This window comes from Solidesulfovibrio sp. (genome assembly GCF_029978005.1).
Classification (GTDB): Bacteria; Desulfobacterota; Desulfovibrionia; order Desulfovibrionales; family Desulfovibrionaceae; genus Solidesulfovibrio.
Window position 1 is genome coordinate 1 of the sequence record NZ_JARKOZ010000190.1, and the last position, 19,654, is coordinate 19,654.

At 68.2% G+C, this 19,654-nt stretch carries 14 protein-coding genes; 4 read left to right on the forward strand and 10 right to left on the reverse strand.

Annotated elements, in window-relative coordinates; genetic code table 11:
* Positions 1-73 precede the first annotated feature (73 nt).
* Together bla and Q1K70_RS20100 are read left to right on the forward strand one after the other, a co-directional pair.
* Positions 74-943, forward strand: coding sequence for a class A beta-lactamase (gene bla / locus Q1K70_RS20095; RefSeq protein WP_300163799.1), 870 nt, complete (start codon positions 74-76; stop codon positions 941-943).
* A gap of 64 nt (positions 944-1,007) precedes the next feature.
* Positions 1,008-1,496 (forward strand): hypothetical protein, encoded by a 489-nt coding sequence (locus tag Q1K70_RS20100; RefSeq protein WP_300163802.1) that lies wholly within the window; start codon positions 1,008-1,010, stop codon positions 1,494-1,496.
* A gap of 129 nt (positions 1,497-1,625) precedes the next feature.
* Here Q1K70_RS20100 and Q1K70_RS20105 read toward each other — a convergent pair whose 3' ends face one another.
* The 9 genes from Q1K70_RS20105 to Q1K70_RS20145 form a co-directional block, all read right to left on the reverse strand.
* On the reverse strand, positions 1,626-3,956 hold the full coding sequence (locus Q1K70_RS20105; RefSeq protein ID WP_300163805.1) for an FAD-dependent oxidoreductase: 2,331 nt from the start codon (positions 3,954-3,956) through the stop codon (positions 1,626-1,628).
* 41 nt (positions 3,957-3,997) lie between these two features.
* Positions 3,998-5,632 (reverse strand): glutamate synthase-related protein, encoded by a 1,635-nt coding sequence (locus Q1K70_RS20110; RefSeq protein WP_300163808.1) that lies wholly within the window; start codon positions 5,630-5,632, stop codon positions 3,998-4,000.
* Positions 5,596-6,726, reverse strand: coding sequence for a glutamate synthase (locus tag Q1K70_RS20115; RefSeq protein ID WP_300163811.1), 1,131 nt, complete (start codon positions 6,724-6,726; stop codon positions 5,596-5,598). Before Q1K70_RS20115 ends, Q1K70_RS20110 begins: the two co-directional genes overlap by 37 nt.
* A gap of 428 nt (positions 6,727-7,154) precedes the next feature.
* On the reverse strand, positions 7,155-8,102 hold the full coding sequence (locus Q1K70_RS20120; protein ID WP_300163815.1) for an ABC transporter substrate-binding protein: 948 nt from the start codon (positions 8,100-8,102) through the stop codon (positions 7,155-7,157).
* Positions 8,103-8,186: 84 nt separating this feature from the next.
* Positions 8,187-8,948 carry an ABC transporter permease subunit gene (locus Q1K70_RS20125; protein ID WP_300163818.1) on the reverse strand — a complete coding sequence of 254 codons (762 nt, stop codon included), beginning with the start codon at positions 8,946-8,948 and terminating at the stop codon, positions 8,187-8,189.
* Position 8,949: 1 nt separating this feature from the next.
* On the reverse strand, positions 8,950-9,798 hold the full coding sequence (locus tag Q1K70_RS20130) for an ABC transporter permease subunit (RefSeq protein ID WP_300163821.1): 849 nt from the start codon (positions 9,796-9,798) through the stop codon (positions 8,950-8,952).
* 53 nt (positions 9,799-9,851) lie between these two features.
* On the reverse strand, positions 9,852-11,384 hold the full coding sequence (locus Q1K70_RS20135) for a hypothetical protein (RefSeq protein WP_300163824.1): 1,533 nt from the start codon (positions 11,382-11,384) through the stop codon (positions 9,852-9,854).
* Between the two features lie 24 nt (positions 11,385-11,408).
* Positions 11,409-12,170, reverse strand: a complete 762-nt coding sequence (locus tag Q1K70_RS20140; RefSeq protein ID WP_300163827.1) for an ABC transporter ATP-binding protein — start codon at positions 12,168-12,170, stop codon at positions 11,409-11,411.
* A gap of 169 nt (positions 12,171-12,339) precedes the next feature.
* Entirely contained in the window at positions 12,340-15,315 is a 2,976-nt protein-coding gene (locus tag Q1K70_RS20145; protein ID WP_300163830.1) for a DEAD/DEAH box helicase, read from the reverse strand.
* A 133-nt stretch (positions 15,316-15,448) separates the two neighbouring features.
* On the opposite strand from Q1K70_RS20145, the gene Q1K70_RS20150 reads away from it, so the two are divergent.
* Positions 15,449-17,077: a sensor domain-containing diguanylate cyclase gene (locus Q1K70_RS20150; RefSeq protein WP_300163833.1), complete on the forward strand. Its 1,629-nt coding sequence runs from the start codon at positions 15,449-15,451 to the stop codon at positions 17,075-17,077.
* 375 nt (positions 17,078-17,452) lie between these two features.
* A complete protein-coding gene (locus tag Q1K70_RS20155; protein ID WP_300163836.1) occupies positions 17,453-18,871 on the forward strand; it encodes a sensor domain-containing diguanylate cyclase in 1,419 nt (472 codons plus the stop codon).
* Between the two features lie 37 nt (positions 18,872-18,908).
* Here Q1K70_RS20155 and Q1K70_RS20160 read toward each other — a convergent pair.
* Positions 18,909-19,654: sigma-54 dependent transcriptional regulator (locus Q1K70_RS20160; protein ID WP_300163839.1), on the reverse strand; the 746-nt coding region annotated here is incomplete at its 5' end.

The window sequence follows — 19,654 nt, forward strand, 5'->3', positions numbered from 1 at the left end:
CGGCGGGACGAGGCTTTGCAGGCTCGTCCCGCCGCTTCGTTGCAACGGGGGGAAACAAGTGCGCGGAAAAGCGATGTTGCTGGGTGTCTTGCCGGTTCTGCTGGCGGTATGCGTTTGGGGCGCGGCTCTGCCGGCCCGGGCTGGGCAGGCAGGGGAAGCGGCCCTGCGCCGGGGCCTGGCGGACCTGGAGCGGCAATCCGGCGGCCGGCTCGGCCTGGCCTTGCTCGATCCGGCCACGGGTCGGCGTTTCGCCTATCGCGGGGACGAGCGGTTTCCCCTGTGCAGCACCTTCAAGCTGATGCTGGCCGCCGCCGTGCTGCGACGGAGCGTGGCCGCGCCGGAGACGCTCTCGCGCCGCGTGACGTATGGGGAGGCCGACCTCCTCGCCTGGGCCCCCGTGACCCGCGAGCGCCTGCCTTGGGGCATGACCGTGGAGGAGCTGTGCGCCGCCGCGATCGAGTACAGCGACAACACCGCCGCCAACCTGCTCCTGAACGGCCTCGGCGGGCCGGCGGCGCTCACGGCCTACGCCCGGGGCCTTGGCGACAAGGCCTTCCGCCTGGACCGCCGCGAGCCGGAACTCAACACGGCCGTGCCGGGCGATCCCCGCGACACCACCACGCCCGAGGCCATGGCGCGCACCGTTGAAAGGCTCGTTCTCGGCGACGGGCTGCCGCAGCCGCAACAGGAAAAGCTCGTCGCCTGGCTCAAGGGCAACACCACGGGCAATGCCAGCATCCGCGCCGGCGTCCCGCCCGGCTGGACCGTCGGCGACAAGACCGGCAGCGGCGACTTCGGCACGACCAACGACGTGGCCGTGCTCTGGCCGCCAAAGGGCTATCCGATGGTGCTGGCGGTCTATTTCACGCAGCCGCGAAAGGACGCCCCGCCGCGCAAGGACGTGCTGGCGGCGGCGACGCGGCTGGTGCTGGGGCATTTTTAAGAGTCAGGATAAGGTGGATAAATCAAACACAATCTATGTGGCCTTGTCTCGGGAGTCTTGTGTTATGGCAGAGTATGATATAGATTTTTCAAGTAAATTGGTTGATGTGTCAATGGGAGCTCTTGAAAAAAATGAGTTGGATTTCGAAACGTTGAGAGTAGTATTGTATCTAAGTTTATTGTCAATAGAAATATCTCTAAAGTCGATACTTGAGCGAGCCGGATTCAAAATTGGCAAGATTCGAGAATGCGGTCATGATTTGCCAGAGCTGCTGAAGTTTGTTGGCAGATGCTGGATAACAATAGAATTTGGGAGAAGAATCCCTGCTTCTCACGTTAGATCATGCGCTGTTAAATATGACGGAGCTGAGTCGACGGTCGGGAGAATCATTGATTCCGGTGCCGAGGGCGTGTCTAAATATCCAAATCAAATTCGATATGGTGAAGGATTTACACACTATCCGCCACAGGCGGTGCTCCAGGCCGCGCATGCTGTTGTGCTATTCGCAAAGGAATATTGGGATAATGTGAGTATGGATAGATTCTCAGAGTGATTGTGTACTGATCGTAACAATATAACAAACCGGGCCGCCTCCTACGAGACGGCCTGGTTTTCTCTTCCCTCAAGGGAGGTCCAGGAGGGGCGCGCCCCTCCTGGTCGCCGAAGGCATCCTCCCCCACAATTACACGAGCGGCGTGTTCTCCACCAGGCTCCAGACGCCGCAGGGGCAGGCGTTGGCGCAGAAGCCGCAGCCGATGCACTTGTCCGGGTCGGAGACCATCTCGAACTCCTTGCCGTCGCGGGCCTTGCGGGAGATCGCGCCCGTGGGGCAGATCGTCTCGCACAGGCCGCAGTCGCGGCAGGCGCCGCAGGACGAGCACTGGCTGGCGCAGGAATCGAGATCGTTGAATTCCATGATGCGCGGGTCGAAGTATTCGAGCTTGGCCCGCTTGTAGTCGATCATCTTGCGGGTGTCCTCGCAGGGACGCTTGCCCGCGAAGATGTCCTCGATGGCCTGGGCCGCGTCGCGACCCATGCCGATGGCTTGGGTGAGCAGCCCGGGCTTCACGATGTCGCCGATGGCGAAAACCTTGGGATTGGTGGTCTGGTAGATCTCGCTCACCTTCACGTGGCCGCGCTCGGTGGCGATGGTGTCGTCCAGGAATTCCAGGTCCGGCACGTCGCCCACGGACAGGATGACCGTGTCCGCCGGCAGCTTCTCGCCGGACTGGAGGGTGACGCCCTCGGCCGTGATCTCCTTGGTGAAGCAGGGCCACTTGAAGATCGCGCCCACGGCCTCGGCGTCCTTGCGTTCCTTGCCGAAGGAGGCCGGGGTCTGGATGTCGATGAGCGTGATGGACTCGGCCCCCAGGCGGGCGGCCTCGGTGGCCACGTCGCAGCCCACGTTGCCCGCGCCGATGATGACCACGGTCTTGCCGACCTTGGCCGCGTTCTTCTTGGCCGCCTTGAGGAAGGTCAGGGCCGGCACGGCCAGTTCCTTGCCCGGAACGGGCAGCACCCGGGGCTTGTTGGCCCCCACGGCCAGGACCGTGAAGTCGTGGTCCGTGACGATCTGGCCGAACTCGTCCTTGCCCAGGGCCTTGGGCAGGCGCACGTGGGGCAGGATCTCCTGGGCGCGGGCGATCTCGGCGTCCAGGACGTCTTTCGGAATGCGCGAGGAGGGGATGGCGGCCGTGATCTTGCCGCCGAGCTTCTCCTCGAGGTCGTAGATGACGGCCTCGTGGCCGGCCAGGCGCAGCTGCCAGGCCACGGACATGCCGGCCGGGCCGCCGCCGATGACGGCCACGCGCTTGCCGGACAGGGGCGGCAATTTGGGCATGCGGCCGGATTTGGCGTTGGCCTTGCCAAGCAGCGCCGTGTCCAGCGGCACCAGGTTGGAAACGGCGCGGGTGCAGCCCTGCATGCACAGGTTGGGGCACAGGTAGCCGCAGACCGTGGCCGGGAAGGGCGTGTAGGCCAGCGCCAGGTCCATGGCTTCGTCCATGAGCCCGTCGCGCACGAGCTGCCAGCGCTGCTGCACCGGGATGCCGGTGGGGCAGCTGGCCTGGCAGGGCGACAGGTATTTCTTGTTTTCCCAGACCGGCACGAACCGGCGCAGCTCGCCGTTGACGATGAGCCCGATGGGCGAGCGGTCGCTGTCGTCGAGGTCGCCGATAAGGCCTCCCCGGCCGAGCTCCGCGTCCCAGACGTTGGCGCGGAATTCGCTTATGGCCCGGCGCTTCTTGCCGGTCTTCTCGTAGGGGCTGCGGGCGGCGATGCACTGCCAGTCGTCGCGCCTGGACAGGGCGTCGAAAAGCTCGGGCCGGCCGATGCGGTCGAGAAAGGCGCGCAGGTTCTCGGTCAGCCAGGCGTAGGCCGCGTCGTCCACGGGCACGAGCTTGGCGTCGGCCATGGAAAAGCCCTGGTAGGGGCCGCGGAAGAAGATCTGGCCGCCGACCATGCCGACGCAGGGCCGGTAGCCGAGGACGTTGTCCGGGTTTTGCGGCTCGAAGCCGCAGACCACGGCCGTGCCGCCGGCCATGAATTCGGCGAAGTAGTCGCCCGTCGACCCGAGGATCCACATTTCCGGGGCGTCGTACTTGGGGTTGCGCTTGGTCATGGTCATGCCGCGCGACCCGATGTTGCCGCCGATGGAGATCCTGCCCTGGGCCATGGCGTTGCCCGCGCCGTTGCCGGCGTTGCCGCGCACGACGATCTCGGCCCCGGCGTTGAGCCAGCCGATGTCGTCCGAGGTCGGGGCGTCGATGACGATCTTCGTGCCCGGGAAGCCCATGGAGCCGGCGCGCTGGCCCGGGGAGCCGGTGATGCGCACGCTCACGGGTTCGGTGCGGGAGACGAAGAGGCGGCCGCCGATGCCGTGCTGGCCGAAGGCCTCGACGGTCAGGTCGCGCGCGCCCTGGGTGACGGCCCGCTGGATGCGTTCCTCCAGGATGCGCGAATCGACCCGGTGGCCGTTTTCCATGCCGTGTATGATGACGGATTGCTGTTCCATGTCGATTGCTGCCTTCTGTGCGGTGGATGGCTGTCTTGTCGTTAGACCACGTACTTGATCTTGAGCCGCTCGGCCGCGTGGTAGTCCCCGATGCCCAGAGCGTCGGACATGCCGATGGGCAGCGAGGTGGAGCGGCCAAGGGGCGCGACGATCTTGCGCAGTTCCGTGTCGAAGGACAAAAACACGTCCACCAGACGTTCGGCCACGAGCTCCGGATCCAGCCGGCGGTACACGCGCGGATCCTGGGAGGTGATGCCCTTGGGGCACACGCCGATGTTGCACACGTTGCAGCGGTCGTGTTCCGAGCCCAGGCAGCCGGCGGCGGCCTGCATGATGTACTTGCCGGACTGCACGGCGCTGGCCCCGAGCATGATGAGCGCGGCGGCGTTGGCGGCCAGGTTGCCGTTCTTGCCGATGCCGCCACCGGCGATGAGCGGAATCTCGTTCTGCTTGCCGGCGATGCACAGGTTTTCGTAGCAGTCGCGCAGGTTGGTGGCGATGGGGTGGCCCATGTGGTTCATGGACACGTTGTAGGCCGCGCCCGTGCCGCCGTCCTCGCCGTCGATGGCCAGGCCGGCCGCGTAGGGGTTGCGCACGAGGTTATTGAGCACCGCCGTGGACGAGGTGGTGCCGGAGATCTTCGGGTAGACCGGGACGCGGAATCCCCAGGCCATGGACATGGACTGGATCATCTTGGCCACGGCCTCCTCGATGGAGTACTTGGTCTGGTGGGTGGGCGGGCTCGGCAGGGAGACGCCTTGCGGCACGCCGCGGATGGCGGCGATGAGCTTGTTGACCTTGTACCACATGAGAAGCCCGCCGTCGCCGGGCTTGGCCCCCTGGCCGTACTTGATCTCGATGGCGCAGGGGTCTTCCTTCATGTCCGGCAGAGCCTTGATGATCTCGTCCCAGCCGAAGTAGCCCGAGGCGATCTGGAGCACCATGTACTTGAGGAAGCGCGAGCGCAAAAGGCGCGGCGGGCAGCCGCCCTCGCCCGTGCACATACGCACGGGCATGTGCAGTTCCTCGTTTAAGTACGTCACGCCCATGACCAGCCCTTCCCACATGTTGGGGGAAAGCGCGCCGAAGGACATGGAGCCGATCATCAGCGGATAGATCTCGCGCACGGCCGGCACCCAGGCATTGTCGCGCAGGGCGGCCAGGCCTTCCTCGGGCGGCTGGATGCGGCCAAGGAGCGTGCGCAGCTCGAACTCGTGGCGGCCGGCGTCCAGCGCCGGGTCCGTGAGCATGGAGATGCGGATGAACTTGATCTGGTCGAGCAGGCTGCCGGTGTCGTTTCGCCGGCCGCCGCGGGTGCGGGCCGAACCGCCGCGGTTGTTGTGGAACTTGAGCGTGGTGGCTTCGGGGCGCAGCCTGGGGGCGATGGCGTTATTGGGGCAGACCATGTTGCACATGCCGCAGCCGATGCAGCGGTAGGCCGGATCAGTGCGTTGGCGGATGCCGTAATAAATGGAATAGCTGTTGGTGGGCTTTTTCTGCAGGGCGATGGTCGCCTCGACGGTGCGCTTGCGGAAGACCCCGAGCTCGATGGCGTTCACCGGGCACACGGACGTACAGCGCCCGCACAGGGTGCAGGTGTCCTTGTTCCACTCGATCTGCCAGGGGAGATCGACGACGCTTAGTGTGGACGGGGTAATGACTGCAGTTGATTGCATACGGTGACCTCTTGGCATTCGGGGCGCACGATGACGGTGTCCAGGTGCATGGGCTGCACGTCGGTGTGGGGGTCGCGGTCCGGGATGGCCGCGTCCAGGCCGCAGATTTCCGAGGAGAACGCGAAGATGCCGTCATGGCCGCCGACCACTCCCGGACGGAGCTTCTTGCGGTCATGGACCATGAACATGTCGCCCTCGGGCAGGCAGCCGATGACGCAGTTGGGGCCGTCGATGATGAGCTTGCGGCAGGTCTGCTTGATGCGGGCGAGCATGGCCCGATCGGGGTGCCCTTCCATCTCGGCGTCGGACAGCGGCGTGATGACGTGCTTGTAGTACTCGACGCCCAGGCCCAGGCGGTTGCGCGTGAAATGCATGATGTGGGCGAAGACTTCCGAGTCGGACTGGTAGCCCATGTAGCCTTTGAACCCGCGCGAGAGCAGGTATTCCTTGATGGGAATGAACGCCGTGTTCTCGCCGTTGGTCATGGTGCATACGCCCTGGAGAAAAAACGGATGGCAGGCGTAGAGATTGATGGCGTAGTTGGTGTTCTGCCGTCCCTGGGACAGGATGCGCCGGGCGTAGAGCTCGGGGCGGTCGAGGCCGAGGTATTCGGCCACGGTCATGGGGTCGCCGACCTCCTTGACCATGATGGTGTCGGGCCAGAAGGAGAACACCCGGATGTCGTCGCGTTCCTCGCCCAAAAGGCGCAGGGTCACGCGGATGCTCATGTACGTCATCTCACGTTCGGCCTTGGAGGCGGCCTTGAGGTCGGCCGGGATCTCGTAGGCCCGGGCCATGTAGGTGCCGCGCACGGGCGTCCCGACCGGGGTCGGCGTCTTGGGGTCCAGGACCAGGGTGGCCTTGGTCACGAATCCCCGTTCGTCCATGAAGGCGTCCAGGCGCTTGAGGCCTTCGTCGGTGAAGATCCCGGAAAGGATCGGCGCGCCCTTCATGTCGCCGAAGGGGCCGCCCAGATCATGCAGGAACAGGCCGACGCCGGAGCCGTCGTGGCCTTCCTTCATGACGTTGAGCGCCTCGATGGCGCGCATGGGGGACACGGGGTCCCGGCTGCTGAGAGCGAATAAACGGCACATGGTCTACTCCGAATAACGGTATCGATTAGAGGGGGGTTTTTTCATAGTGACAAAATGGGGCACCGTAAAGCAGAAAATAAAAAATGACCAGCTCTTGCGGAAATTGTAAATTATTCCCACAAGGAAGATGGAGAAGCAACGTCGGTACGGACACGAAGTTTCGCCGGAATTGGCAAGTCGCTGTTTCTGGAAAACGTCTTATGTCCGGAGTTTCGTTGGTCCTTTCGAATATCGTTCTGCCCCAAGCCGCCATCGGCCACCTGACACGGGAAGCGCGCCCCTCGTTGCCGCAGGCGGCCGGATGCCGTCACGGCCGGAACAAGGTTTCCCCGAATTGGAAAAATAAGGCCCTTGCGCCGCGCGTCAATGCGCGCGGACGGCGACCATGCGCGGCGGCCGGGGCCGGCGCGGCTGCGGGTCTGGCGCGGCTACGGTGCGGGCGCGGCCAGGATCTCCGCGGCCGGGAAGGGCTTTGGCAGCAGGCCGAAGCGGGCCGTGACGTCGATGACCCCTTGCAGGGCGGACGGGGCCAGGGTTTCGGGAAAGCGCGGCAGGGCGATGCGGGAGGCCAGCTCCGGGGAGAGCTTCGTGCGCGCGGCCAAAAGCTCCCGGGCCTTGTCCGGTTGGGCGGCGATGAATGCCGAAGCCTTGGCCATGGCCCGGACGAAGGCGGCCGCTTCCCCGGGATGGGCGGCGATCCAGGTTTTCTTGGCGAACCAGCCGCCGATCAGGTACGGGCTGCCGAAGGCGGCGTGGGGCGAGGGGTCGAGGATGCGCGCCGTGGCGCGAGTGACGGCATCCGTGACGAAGGGCTCGATGGCCAGGGCCGCGTCGGCCGAACCCTTGGCCAGGGCGGCGGCCATGTCCGGGAAGGGCACCTCCACGAGCCGGAAGGCGTCCGGGGACAGGCCGGCCTGTTCGGCCAGGGCGCGCATGGCCGCCTCGTTGATGTTGCCGAGCGTGTTGATGGCCACGGTCTTGCCGGAGAGGTCCCTGACCGAGGCCACGGCCGAGCCGGCCGGCACGAGCAGGGCGTGGACGTCGTTGGTGCCGGTCGCGCCCTCGGCCCCGGGAGCCAGGAAGACGAAGTCGAAGCCGCGCGCGTGGGCCAGGATGACGGACACGGCGTTGGACCAGCCGACGGCGAGCTGCCCGCCTTCCACGGCCGGCGCGATGACCGCGCCGCCCTTCATGGCCAGGCCCGTCACGGCCAGCCCCTCGGCCGCGAAATAGCCTTCGGCCTCGGCCACGTAGAACTGCAGGCAGTCGCCCACGGGGATGTAGCCCACCGTCAGGGGCGTGGGCGACTGCGCCCCTGACGGGGCAGCGCAAAGGACGAGCAGCAGGGCGCACAGGGCGGGTACGAGGCGGATCATGGGCTCTCCTGGGGGTTGGGGGCGGTTCCTGAGCCTTTTATGCACCATCCGCCGCCTGATGCCAATGCGGCAACCGGGCCGCGCTCAATCCCCGGGCCGGTCGCCGCCGGACCAGCGCGTCAGCCGGCCAAGCCCCCACTGGGCGGCGGCGTTGCAGCACAGGCCGGCCAGCCCCAGGGCGGCCACGCCGGCATACATCTCCGGAATGGCGAAGGTACGCTGCATGCGCAGGATGTAGTGGCCGATGCCGTTCGTCGCGCCGATCATCTCGGACAGCACGGCCACGATGAGGCCCATGGGCACGGCCGTGCGCAGCCCGGCGGCCACGCTCGGACCGGCTGCCGGCAGGATCACGCGCAAAAGCGCGTCCGGGCGCGACACGCCGTAGGCGGCGGCCGTCAGGCGAAACCCGGGCGCGACCGCCCGCGCCCCGTCGGCCGCGCCGATGAGGATGGGGAAGAAGCAGGCGAAAAAGACCACGAACACCTTCATGCCGTCGCCGATGCCGAGAAAGAGCATCGCCGCCGGGATGATCGCCGGCGGCGGCACGGGCCGCAGCACCTCGACCAGAGGCGAAAGCAGGCCGCGGAAGCGGCGCGAGACGCCCATGCAAAGCCCGAGTGGCACGGCGCACAAGGCGGCCAGCGCCAGCCCGGCCAGGGCTCGGGCCAGGGTCAGCCCCACCTGCGCCGGCAGGAGCCCGGAAGCGGCGAGCTTGCCGAAGGTGGCGGCGATGACCGTCACCGGCGGGAAATAGAGCGCCGAGACGACACCCAGGCGCGACGCCGCCTCCCAGGTCCCGGCCAGGGCCAGAAACACCACGATGCCGGAACATCTCCCGAGCATCCTACCGCCTCCCCCCGCGCGGCATCCAGCCCAGCGCCCGGTCCCGCAGGACCGTGAACCCCGCGCCCAGGCCCCAGCCGAGCAGGCCCACGGCCGCGATGCCCGCGTACATGGCCTCGGGCCGCCTGGCCAGGGACGATTCCAGGATGAACGAGCCCAGGCCGTTCGGCGAGGCGGCCATCTCCGTGGTCACGGTCACGGCCACGGCCACGGCCAACGCCACCCGCAACCCGGAAAGGACCTGGGGCGCGGCCGCGGGCAGGCGCACGAAAAAAAGCGTCTCGCCCGGGGAAAGCCCGTAGACCCGGGCCGTGTCGCGAAGCTGCGGCCCGGCCGCGCCGGCCCCGGCCAGGGCGGCCACATAGGCCGGCCAGGCGCAGGCGAAGCCGGCCACGGCCACGCACAGGCCGAAACCCAGGCCCAGAAACAGGATGCCGATGGGGACCAGGGCCACCGACGGCATGGGCCGCAGGAATTCCACCGTCACCCGGCAGGCCCGGCCGAAGCGGGGAAACGCCCCGCAGCAAAACCCGAGGGCCGAGCCCAGAAGTCCGCCCGCGGCGAACCCGGCCAGGGACCGACCCAGGGTCGCGCCCCCCTGTCGCCATAGTTCCCCGGAAACGGCCAGCCGCCACAACTCCCCCAGCACGGCCGAGGCCGGCGGCAGCAGGTCCGCCGGCAGCGCGCCCATCCGCGCCGCCGCCTCCCAGGCGGCGAGCAGGACGGCGAGCAGGAGGTAGCCGAGGAGGGCCTCCGGCGGCCAGGAGGGGCGTCGCCCCTCCTGGCCCTCCCCACCGGGGGGCCAAAAGGGGCGTTGCCCCTTCTGGACTTCCCCACCGGGGGGGATCATCCCCCCCGGACCCCCTGGAGGGGGGGGAGGGGAGGGGGCGCATGATGGTGGTTTCATGGTTGCGGGAGTGGTTGGGGGAGGGCGCATTCGAGGACGTTGTGGAAGCGGGGTGTGGGAGTCAGCAGGCGGCAGGACAGGCCGGGGAAGGCCCGACCCAGGCGTGCCTGGGCCACGGCCGGAAAGCCCGTGACCACAAGCGCCCGGCCGTCCGGGCCGAAGCGCAGGCAGGCGTCGTCCTCGCACACCGTATGGGCGATGCCGGCGCGCTCCAGGCGCCAGGGCATGGAAAGCTCGTCGACGTCGCGCTTCATGACGCTGACCGGCGCGCTCCCGGCCAGACCCCCGGCCCGCAGCAGGGCCACGACGTCGCGCGTACCGTAAAAGGCCTGGTGCCAGTTGTCGTAGGTGTCCATGTTGCGCGTCCCGTCGGCGATGTCCGCGGCCCAGGTTCTTTCCAGGCCGCGCACGGCGAAGACGAAGGACAGGGCCATGGCCGCCGTGAGCAGGCCCACGACCCCGGCCTCGCGGCGCTTCAGGGCGTCGAGGCCGCACACGGCCCGCAGGCAGGCCGTGACCAGCAGGGCGAAGGGCCCGACGAGGTTGACGTAGAGCCGGTACATGACCGCGTCGCCGCGCGCGAAGCTCAACAGAAACGGCGTGGCCACCAGGACCAGGAAAAGCCCCAGGAAAGGCGGCCGCAAGCGCGGCGAGAAAAGGGCCAGCCCGAGTCCCGCCGCGACGACGGGCAGCAGGTAGAGCCGTTCGGACAGGAGAAAGCCCAGCATCCGGGGCGCGGTCTCGGTCAGGGTGGCCGTTGCGAAAAGCCCCTGGGAGGTCACGAAGCGGTTGCCGAGCACCTCGTGGAGCACCGGGGCGTAGAACAGGCAGGCCAGGGCCACGGACAGGCACAGGGCCAGGGCGGCGTTGCGCCAGACCGCCCGGTCCGGGGCGCGGCGGATGTACGCGCCCAAGGCCCGCCCGCCGCAGTAGAGGCCCAGGGCGAAGAGCGCGTAGAGGTTGACCGGGATCGTATAGAGGAGCAGCGCCCCGGACAGGGTCAAGCCCAGCAGGGAGGCGGCCCTGCGCCTGGCGGCGTAGCCCGTCAGGCACCACAGCGCCGCCGCCAGGAGCGTCATGGACAGGACGTAGCCGCGCACCTGGGTGGCGAAGTTGTAGAAGGGGATGGTCGTGCCGGCCGTCACGGCGCAAAAGACGCCGTAAAGCCCGCCCCACAGCCGCCTGGCCACGAGGAACAGCAGGAGCAGGAACAGGCAGGCGTACAGGAGCATGAGCGCCCGCGCGGCCCAGGGGGCCTGCACGACGTCCCCCACGTCGTGCAGGCCGACGAGGCGCAGGAAAAGGTTGTTTGCGATGTTGGAGAAGACGTGGTTGTTGGGGAAGCTGTAGTCCGTGACGGTCTTTTTGAGCGGCACGCAGGCGTAGAGCAAAAGCGTGGTCAGCTCGTCGTACCAGAAGTCCAGGTCGATGTAGCGCGTCAGGGTGAAATAGAAAAACGGCGCGAGGCCGACGGCGGCCAGCGTCGCCAGGAAGGCGGGGCTTTGGGCGAGGGGTTTGCGCGGCGTCATGGGGTATCGGGGTCCGGCGCGCCGTCAATGGCGCAGCAGGGCGTGGATGGTTTTTCGGGCGTCGAGGAAGCGCCGGTCCTCGCGGGCGGCGACCTGGTCGCGGGGCCGGGGCAGGTCCACGGGGATCACGGCCGCGACCCGGGCCGGGGCCGGGGTCAGCACGGTCACGGCGTCGGAGAGGTAGACGGCCTCGTCGATGTCGTGGGTGACGAAGAGCACGGTCTTGGCCTGGGACGCGGCCACGCCGGCGAGCAGGTCTTCCAGCTCCTCGCGGGTCTGCGCGTCCACCGAGGCGAAGGGCTCGTCCAGGAGCAGCACGTCCGCGCCGTAGGCCAGGCCCCGGGCCAGGGCGGCGCGCTGCTGCATGCCGCCGGAAAGCTGCCAGGGGTAGTGCCCGGCGAAGGCGGCCAGCCCCACGTCGGCCAGGGCCTTGGCGGCTACGGCCTCCTTGTCCTTTTTCGAGCCGGGCTTGCGGCGCAGCACGAAGCGGATGTTGCCGGCCACGGTCATCCAGGGAAAAAGCGACGCCGAGGCGTTCTGGAAGATGAGCGCCATTTCCGGCGGCGGGCCGGTGACCTCCCGGTCGTCCAGGAGCACCCGGCCGTGGCTCGGGGCGAGCAGGCCGCACACGCATTGCAGCAGCGTGGACTTGCCGCAGCCCGACGGCCCGAGCAGCGATACGAAGCCGCCGCGCGGCACGGAAAAGCTCACCTCGGCCAGGGCGCAGGCCGAGGCGGCCCCGTTATGGCCGGCGTAGGATTTGGCCAGGCGCTCTATGCGCAGCACGGACGTCCTCCCCGGATTCGCACTTGCATTTCCCCCTGCTACCACACTTTCCCGCCCACGAAAAAGCCGTCTTCATCCCCTCCTCCCCCCATCGGGGAGGTCCAGGAGGGGGTCACCCCCTCCTGGCCGCCGGAGGCCTCTTCCCTCTTCCTCTTCCCCTTCCCTTTCCCTACGCCCACTCCACCGGCAACCGCACGGTCTTGCCGGCCTTGTTGCTGAAGAGCAGGTAGCCGTTGTCGCGGCCGAAGAGGTAGAGGTCGCGGGTGACGGCCACGTCCTGGCGGCAGTAGGCGATGATCTCGTCCATTTTGCCTTCCTTCCACCAGGCCAGGGCGTCGAGGCCCGAGGCGGACTTGGGCGTGCCGAGGGTGGCCTTGGCCAGCCCGTCCAGGGACAGGCGGTAGCCCAGGCGGGCGTGGACCTTCTCCAGGATGTCCAGGGTGGGCAGGCGGTGGAGGTCGCAGGGCGACGCGCCGGAAAGCACCTTGTAGTCGAAGCGGTTGATGTTGAAGCCCACGACGAGGTCGAGGCGCGCCAGGGCCTCGTAGAGGACGGGCAGCTCCTCCTGGCGGTAGACCAGGAAGTCGTCCAGGCCCGAGTCGTAGAGCACGGCCACGGACACGCCCATCTTGTGGGCGTTGCCCCAGCCGCCGACCTCGGCCGCGGCCCGGCGCGTCTCCACGTCGAGGACGCCGAAGCGGGCCGGCGGCGCAGCCTTGGCCGGGGCGGTGGGCTGGGCGGAGCCCGTTTCGGAAGCGGGGGAAGCCGGGGCGCATTCCGGGCGGCAGTCGCCCTGTTCGGGAAATTTTCCGGACACGAGGGTCTCCAGGAGGAAGCGGCAGGCGATCTTGTCGATGGGGCGATTGCCCGAGCCGCATTTGGGGGAATGGACGCAGGAAGGGCAGCCCGTCTCGCACGGGCAGCCGGCCACGGCGGCCAGCGTCCGGGAAAGGGCCTCTTCGGCCTTGGAAAAGGCCAGGCGCGAGAGCCCCACGCCCCCGGGCGCGCCGTCGTAGACGAACACGCAGGCCCGGCCCACCTGTGGGTGCAGGGGCGTGGAGATGCCGCCCAGGTCGTTTCTGTCCGTGAGCACGAGCAGGGGCAGGATGCCGATCATGGCGTGCTCCATGGCGTGGATGGCGCCCATGAAGTGGAAAAGCCGCCGGTCGAGCTCGTTTTGGACCTCCTGCGGGATGACCCACCACAGGCCCTCGGTTTCGAAGACCATGGGCGGCAGGTCCAGCGGCACGATGGAGAGCAGCTGCCCGCCCCGATTGGCCCGGCGCTCGTAGCCGGTGACCGTCTCCGTGACCTTGAGCCGGCCGAGGAAGACCGGCACGCCGGACACGGACGCCTGGCCGAGGACCTCCAGGATCTCGGTGGTCTTCTGGCCGCGCGCCCGGGTGTGGTAATCGGCCTTGGCCGGGACCACGCGCACGCGCCGCTCCGGGATGTCCAGGCGTTCGACCAGGTAGGATATGCCTCGGTGGATGTAGACCGCGCCGGGGTGGGTCTCGCGGTAGGCGCGCATCTCGTCGATCTGGCCGATGACGCCGCCCTCGGCCGTCTCGATGGAGAACTGGCCGCCCGAGCCGCGCAGGTTGACGTCGCGGTGGGGGCGCTTTCTGGCCGCGAACACGCGCCGGCCGTCCTTGTCGCGAAGGAGCAGGCCCGTCTCCTCGAGCCGGGCCTCTTCCCGGCGCAGGGCCGGCGGGGCGAGAAACGGCTCGTCGTCGGCAAGGGGCAGCTCCGCGGCGGCGCATTCCAGGTGGCGGGCGGCGATGACCGGGTTTTCCGGGTTGATCACGGCCGATTCCGGCGGGCGGTCGAAGAAGTCGGCCGGGTGGCGCATGAAGTACTGGTCCAGGGCGTCCTCGCCGGCCACGAGCACCACGGCCGATTCGCGCCCGGCTCGGCCGACGCGGCCGCCGCGCTGCCAGGCCGACATGACCGAGCCCGGGTAGCCGCACAGGATGCAGAGGTCCAGGCCGCCGATGTCGATGCCGAGCTCCAGGGCCGAGGTGGAAACCACGCCGAGGAGCTTGCCCGAGGCCATGTCCGCCTCGATGGCCCGGCGTTCCTCGGCCAAAAAGCCCGAGCGGTAGGCCGACACGCGGCTGGCGTAGGGGCCGGCCCGCTCGGCGATCCAGAGGCTTATCAGCTCCGTCATCTTGCGCGACTGGGTGTAGACGATGGTGCGCAGTTCCCGTTTGAGGGCGGCGGCCAGGAGCATGACGGCGGTGGTCGAGGCCGACTGCTCGGGGTTGAGGAAAAGAAAATGGCGCGGCGCGGCCGGCGCGCCCGAGGCCGTGACCGTGGTCACGGGGAAGCCGGCCAGGCTTTCGGCCAGCTCGCCCGGGTTGCCGATGGTGGCCGAGCAGAAGATGAAGGCCGGGCGCGCGCCGTAGCGGCCGCAGACCCGGCCGAGCCGCCGGAAGACGTGGGCCATGTGCGAGCCCATGACCCCCCGGTAGGTGTGCATCTCGTCCACCACCACATGGGAGAGCCCGGCGAAGAGCGTGCTCCAGGATTCGTGGCCGGGCAAAAGGGCCAAGTGGAGCATCTCGGGGTTGGTGATGAGGATCTGCGGCGGGTTCTCGCGGATCTTGCGCCGGAAGTGCGGGCTGGTGTCGCCGTCGTAGATGGCGGCCCTGGGGCGGCTCGAGGCCGGCAGGGCGGCGGTCAGTTCCTCGATGGCCTTGAGCTGGTCTTGGGCCAGGGCTTTGAGCGGAAAAAGGAAGATGGCCCGGGAGTCGGGATTTCTGGCGATCTCCTCCAGCACGGGCAGCAGGTAGGTCATGGTCTTGCCGCTGGCCGTGGGCGTGGCCACGGCCACGTGGCGACCGGCCCGGGCCAGGTCCGTGGCCTGGGCCTGGTGGGAATAGAGGCGGGCGATGCCGCGCGAGGCCAGCAGTTCGGCCAAATGGCGGGGGAAGGGTCGGGTCGGGTCGGCATAGACGGCCGGCACGGCCGGCAGCACGCGGTGGTGCACGACCTGCCGGCCCAGGCGCTCGGAGGCGACCAGGGCGGAGACGTAATCGGCCACGCCGCCGGTCCCGGTCGCGCCGGGGCTGGAAACGTCTGGGGGGGCCGGAGTCCCGGCGGAAGTCTTCTCGGGAGCGGACATGGCGGGCACGACCGTCATGGGCCAAAACCGGGATTTGCGCAAGGAGGGCGGAAGGCCCGAATATTGTCGTCGCCACTGCTTTGCGGTAGGATAATGCGGCAGCTGCGAATCCAGCGCAACGAGACTGCTAGCATATTTTGCCTAACCATCTATGCGGACAGGACATCTTTTCGGTCTGGACAGCCTGCGCGGGCGCATCCGTTTCTTCGCCCTGCTTCTGGTTTCCCTGCCCCTGGCCATGGCGGCTTTCTTTTTCGCGCTGTTCCAGCGCGGCCAGTTGCTCGAAGCCGAAAGGGCGCAACTGGCCGACCTGCTGCAGCAGGATCGCCAGACCGTGCAAGCCTGGATCGACGGGCACGTCGCGGACACGAAGTACCTGTCCAGGCTCGATTCGGTACGGCGCGGCGACGCCGAAGCCATAGAGAACACGTTCCGCAATTACGTCGAGACCCATGCCCTCGTTTCCGCGGTCGTATGCCTGAACGCCCAAGGGTACACGGTCGTGGACACGCTGGCCAAGCCCGGCGTGTACGGCGGCGACCGGCAGTATTTCCAGGAGGCCCAGGCCGGCCGCGCCGCCCTGGTCACCGGGATCGTCGGCCGCGTCTCCGGCAAGCCTCTGTGCATTTTCTCCTCCCCGGTGAGCGGAAAGGACGGCGGCTTCGGCGGGGTGGTGTTCATGTCCGTGCCCCTCGACAGCCTCGACGCCTGGGTGCGGGAGATCACCGCCGCTCCCGGGGAGGGCGTGATCCTGTGCGACGCCGAGGGTCGCATCCTCGCGCCCGCCAGGGCCATCGCCGCCGCCGGCGCGGCGACGCCGGCCAAGGCTTCCTCCCGCCTGCTCGGGCTGTCCCAAGCCGGAGAGCTTTTCACCGACGACGCGGGCAAGGAGATGCTCGGCGCATCCGTCGCCGTGGGGCGAGAGGGCTGGCGGTTGATCCTGTATCGCCCCGTGTCCGAAGTCCTGGCCGGCTATCGCCGCCAGGCCATGTGGGTGGGGCTGGGAACGCTTTGCGCCATCATCCTGTTGACGCCGGTGGTGCTGCGTTTCTGCCGCAACCTGGAAAGGCCCCTGGAGCAGTTGACGGCGTACGTCCTGGCGCTTCGCGAGACGGGATACGCCGATGCCTGCCCGCTCCTGCCGCCGGCGCATGCGCCCAGGGAGCTGCGCGTCCTTTTCCAGGCCTTTCGCGATATGGCCGCCCGGGTGCGCGGCCATATCGACGAGGCCGAGCGGGCGAGCCTCCAGGACGTGCTCACGGGCCTGCACAACCGGAGGTTTCTGCTGGCCGCCGGGGCCAAGCTCCTGGAAAAGGCCCGACGCACGGGCCGTCCCTGCGCCTGTCTGATGCTGGACCTCGACCATTTCAAGAACGTCAACGACACCCACGGCCATACCGCCGGGGACCTGGCGCTGCGGCATCTGGCCCAGGTCGTGGCCGGGTGCGCGCGCAAATCGGACCTGACGGCGCGCTATGGCGGCGAGGAATTCGTGGTGCTCGCCCCGGACGCCGATGCGTCCCGGGCCCTGGAGCTGGCCGAGCGCATCCGCCGCGCCGTGGCCGAGAACCCCTGCCGTTTGGGGGGCGTCCTGCTCCCCGTGACCGTGAGCATCGGCGTATCCGGGGCGCGCCCGGGCGCTACGGACGGGGAGGTCCAACTCAGGGACCTGCTGGCCCGGGCGGACAAGGCGCTCTATGCGGCCAAGGCCGCAGGACGCGACCGGGTCATGCTCGAAGAAGCGGGACGGGAAGGCGCGAGGGGCTCGGACGCGTCCTGAAGCCGCGACGGTTGCCCGGAACCAGGGGGGGTGCCGGCGAGAGGCATGCCGGCAGGCCGTCCGCGTCTCTTGCGGCGATGCGAAGTTCACGTTGTCACGGTCAGCGGTTTACGTTACCCCTGAAAGCAAAATCACAGAGCGGCCAGGCCGGGGTGTTTGCGCCTACAGTCCGCGAGAAACCCGGATATGCCGATCAGACTCATGCGGTTCTTGGGCCTCAAGACCCTCCGTGGCAAGCTGCGCCTCTACACGGTGCTGTTGACGACGCTCCCTTTTCTCCTGGCGACATTATTCTTTTTTCTGTTTGAGCGGCAGCAGGTCTTGGGGAATTCGTTGGGACAGTTAGTGTCCAGTCTGGAGCATGAATGCAGCGTCATGCGTTCATGGATCAATGAACGCTTCGAGAATGCATGGTTCATTGCCGAAACGGACGTCGTCAAGCGCGGGGATGTCCAGGCGATGCAGTCGCTTTTCGCAGCCTATCATAACACGCATCGTTTCGTATCGGACGTGGCCTACGTTTCCCCTGAAGGCGCCATGGTCGCCCCATTGCTCGCCACGCCGGGCATTTACGTCGGCGACCGCCAGTATTTCCAGGAAGCCAAGGCCGGTCGGGCTTCCCTGACTTCCCTGGCCCAGGGGCGGTCGTCGGGCAAGCCCATCTGCCTCTTCACCGTTCCCGTGACCCGGCCGGACGGCGGGTTCGGCGGCGCGGTGGCCTTGATCGTGCGGCTGGAAAGCCTGGACCAGTGGCTGTTGGAAGCCAAGGTCCAACCCGGCGGGGGCGTGCTGCTCTGCGACGGGGAGGGGCGCATCCTGGCCCCGTCCTCGGCCGTGGCCGCCGGGGGCGGGCCGGGCGAGGCCATGGCCGCCCGGGATGTGCTCGGCGCGGGCGAGCGGGGCGCGGTGCTGCGCGCCGGCGACGGCCCGGCGCGGCTGGCAGCGGCCGTGCCCGTGGGCCGCGACGGCTGGCGGCTGGCGAGCGAAGTCCCGGTCTCGGACGTGCTGACCCGCTACCGGGAGCAGACCCTGTGGCTGCTTTTGGCGGCGGCGGCCACGTTCATGATGGTCGCGCCCCTGGTGCGGCGGCTGTCGCGGAACCTGGAAGAGCCGCTCGTCTCCCTGGCCGGTTATGCCCGGACCCTTCGGGCCACGCGCTACCGGGAGAGCTGCCCGGCGGATTTCCCCAAGAACGCGCCGACGGAGATCGGCGAGCTGCACGACGCCTTCTGCCAGATGGCCGGCGAGATGCGCGCCCATATCGACGAGGTCGAGCGCATCAGCGTGGAGGACGCCCTGACCGGGCTCTACAACCGCCGGTTCCTGTTCTCGGGGGGACTCAAGCTGCTCGAGGCTTCGCTGCGGGCCAACCGCCCCTGCTCCTGCCTGATGCTCGACGTGGACTATTTCAAGAACGTCAACGACGCCTTCGGTCACGCCGCCGGGGACCGGGCTCTGGCCCACCTGGCCCGGGTGCTCGCCCGATGCGTGCGCAAATCCGACCTGGCGGCCCGGTACGGCGGGGAGGAGTTCGCGGTGCTGTTGACCGGGGCCGACTCCGGCCAGGCAACGGCCCTGGCCGAGCGCATCCGGGCCAGCCTGGCCGAACGCCCGTGTCCCGTCGACGGCATATTCGTGCCCCTGACGTGCAGCATCGGCGTGGCCGAGGCCCGGAAGCGCGTGGAATACGGCGAAAGCGCCCTGGAGGACATGCTGGCCCGGGCGGACAAAGCCCTCTATGCCGCCAAGGCTTCGGGCCGCGACCGGGTGGTCGTGGACGAGGCCGGGAAATAGGCCGGCCGGGAAAAGGGACGGCCATCGCCGCGGACGGCTAGTGCCCGGTCAGCTTGTACTTCTTGAGCTTGTATTGGAGCAGGCTCTTGGAAATGCCGAGCATCTCCGCCGCCTTGACCTGGACGAGGTTGGCCCGGGCCAGCGCCCGGCGTATCAGCGCCGCCTCGATCTTCTCCAGGGTCTCGCCGAGGTTGATGGTGAGCGGCAGCAAGTCCACGGCGGACTTGTACTGGCTCTCCTCGTCGCGGATCTCGCTCGGTAGGTCCTCGACCACGATGACGTCGCTGCCGGCCAGCACCACGCAGCGCTCCACCACGTTTTGCAGCTGGCGCACGTTGCCCGGCCATTCGTAGGCCGTCAGGTACTCCATGGCCTCGGGGGAGAAGCCCTTGAAGGTCTTGCCGTTCTCCTTGGCGTAGCGCTCCAGGAAGTGGGCGGCGAGTATCGGGATGTCCTCGCGGCGTTCGCGAAGCGGCGGCGTCTGGATGTGGACCACGTTGAGGCGGTAGTAGAGGTCCTCGCGGAACGTGCCGGCGGAGACGGCCTCGGCCAGGTTGCGGTTGGTGGCGGCCAGGATGCGGATGTCCACCTCCACGGGCTCGGACCCGCCCACGCGCTCGAACTTGCGCTCCTGGAGCACGCGCAGGAGCTTCACCTGGAGTTCCGGCGACAGCTCGCCGATCTCGTCCAGGAAGATGGTGCCGCCGTGGGCCATCTCGAACCGGCCGCGCTTTCTGGCCACGGCCCCGGTGAACGAGCCCTTCTCGTGGCCGAAGAGCTCGG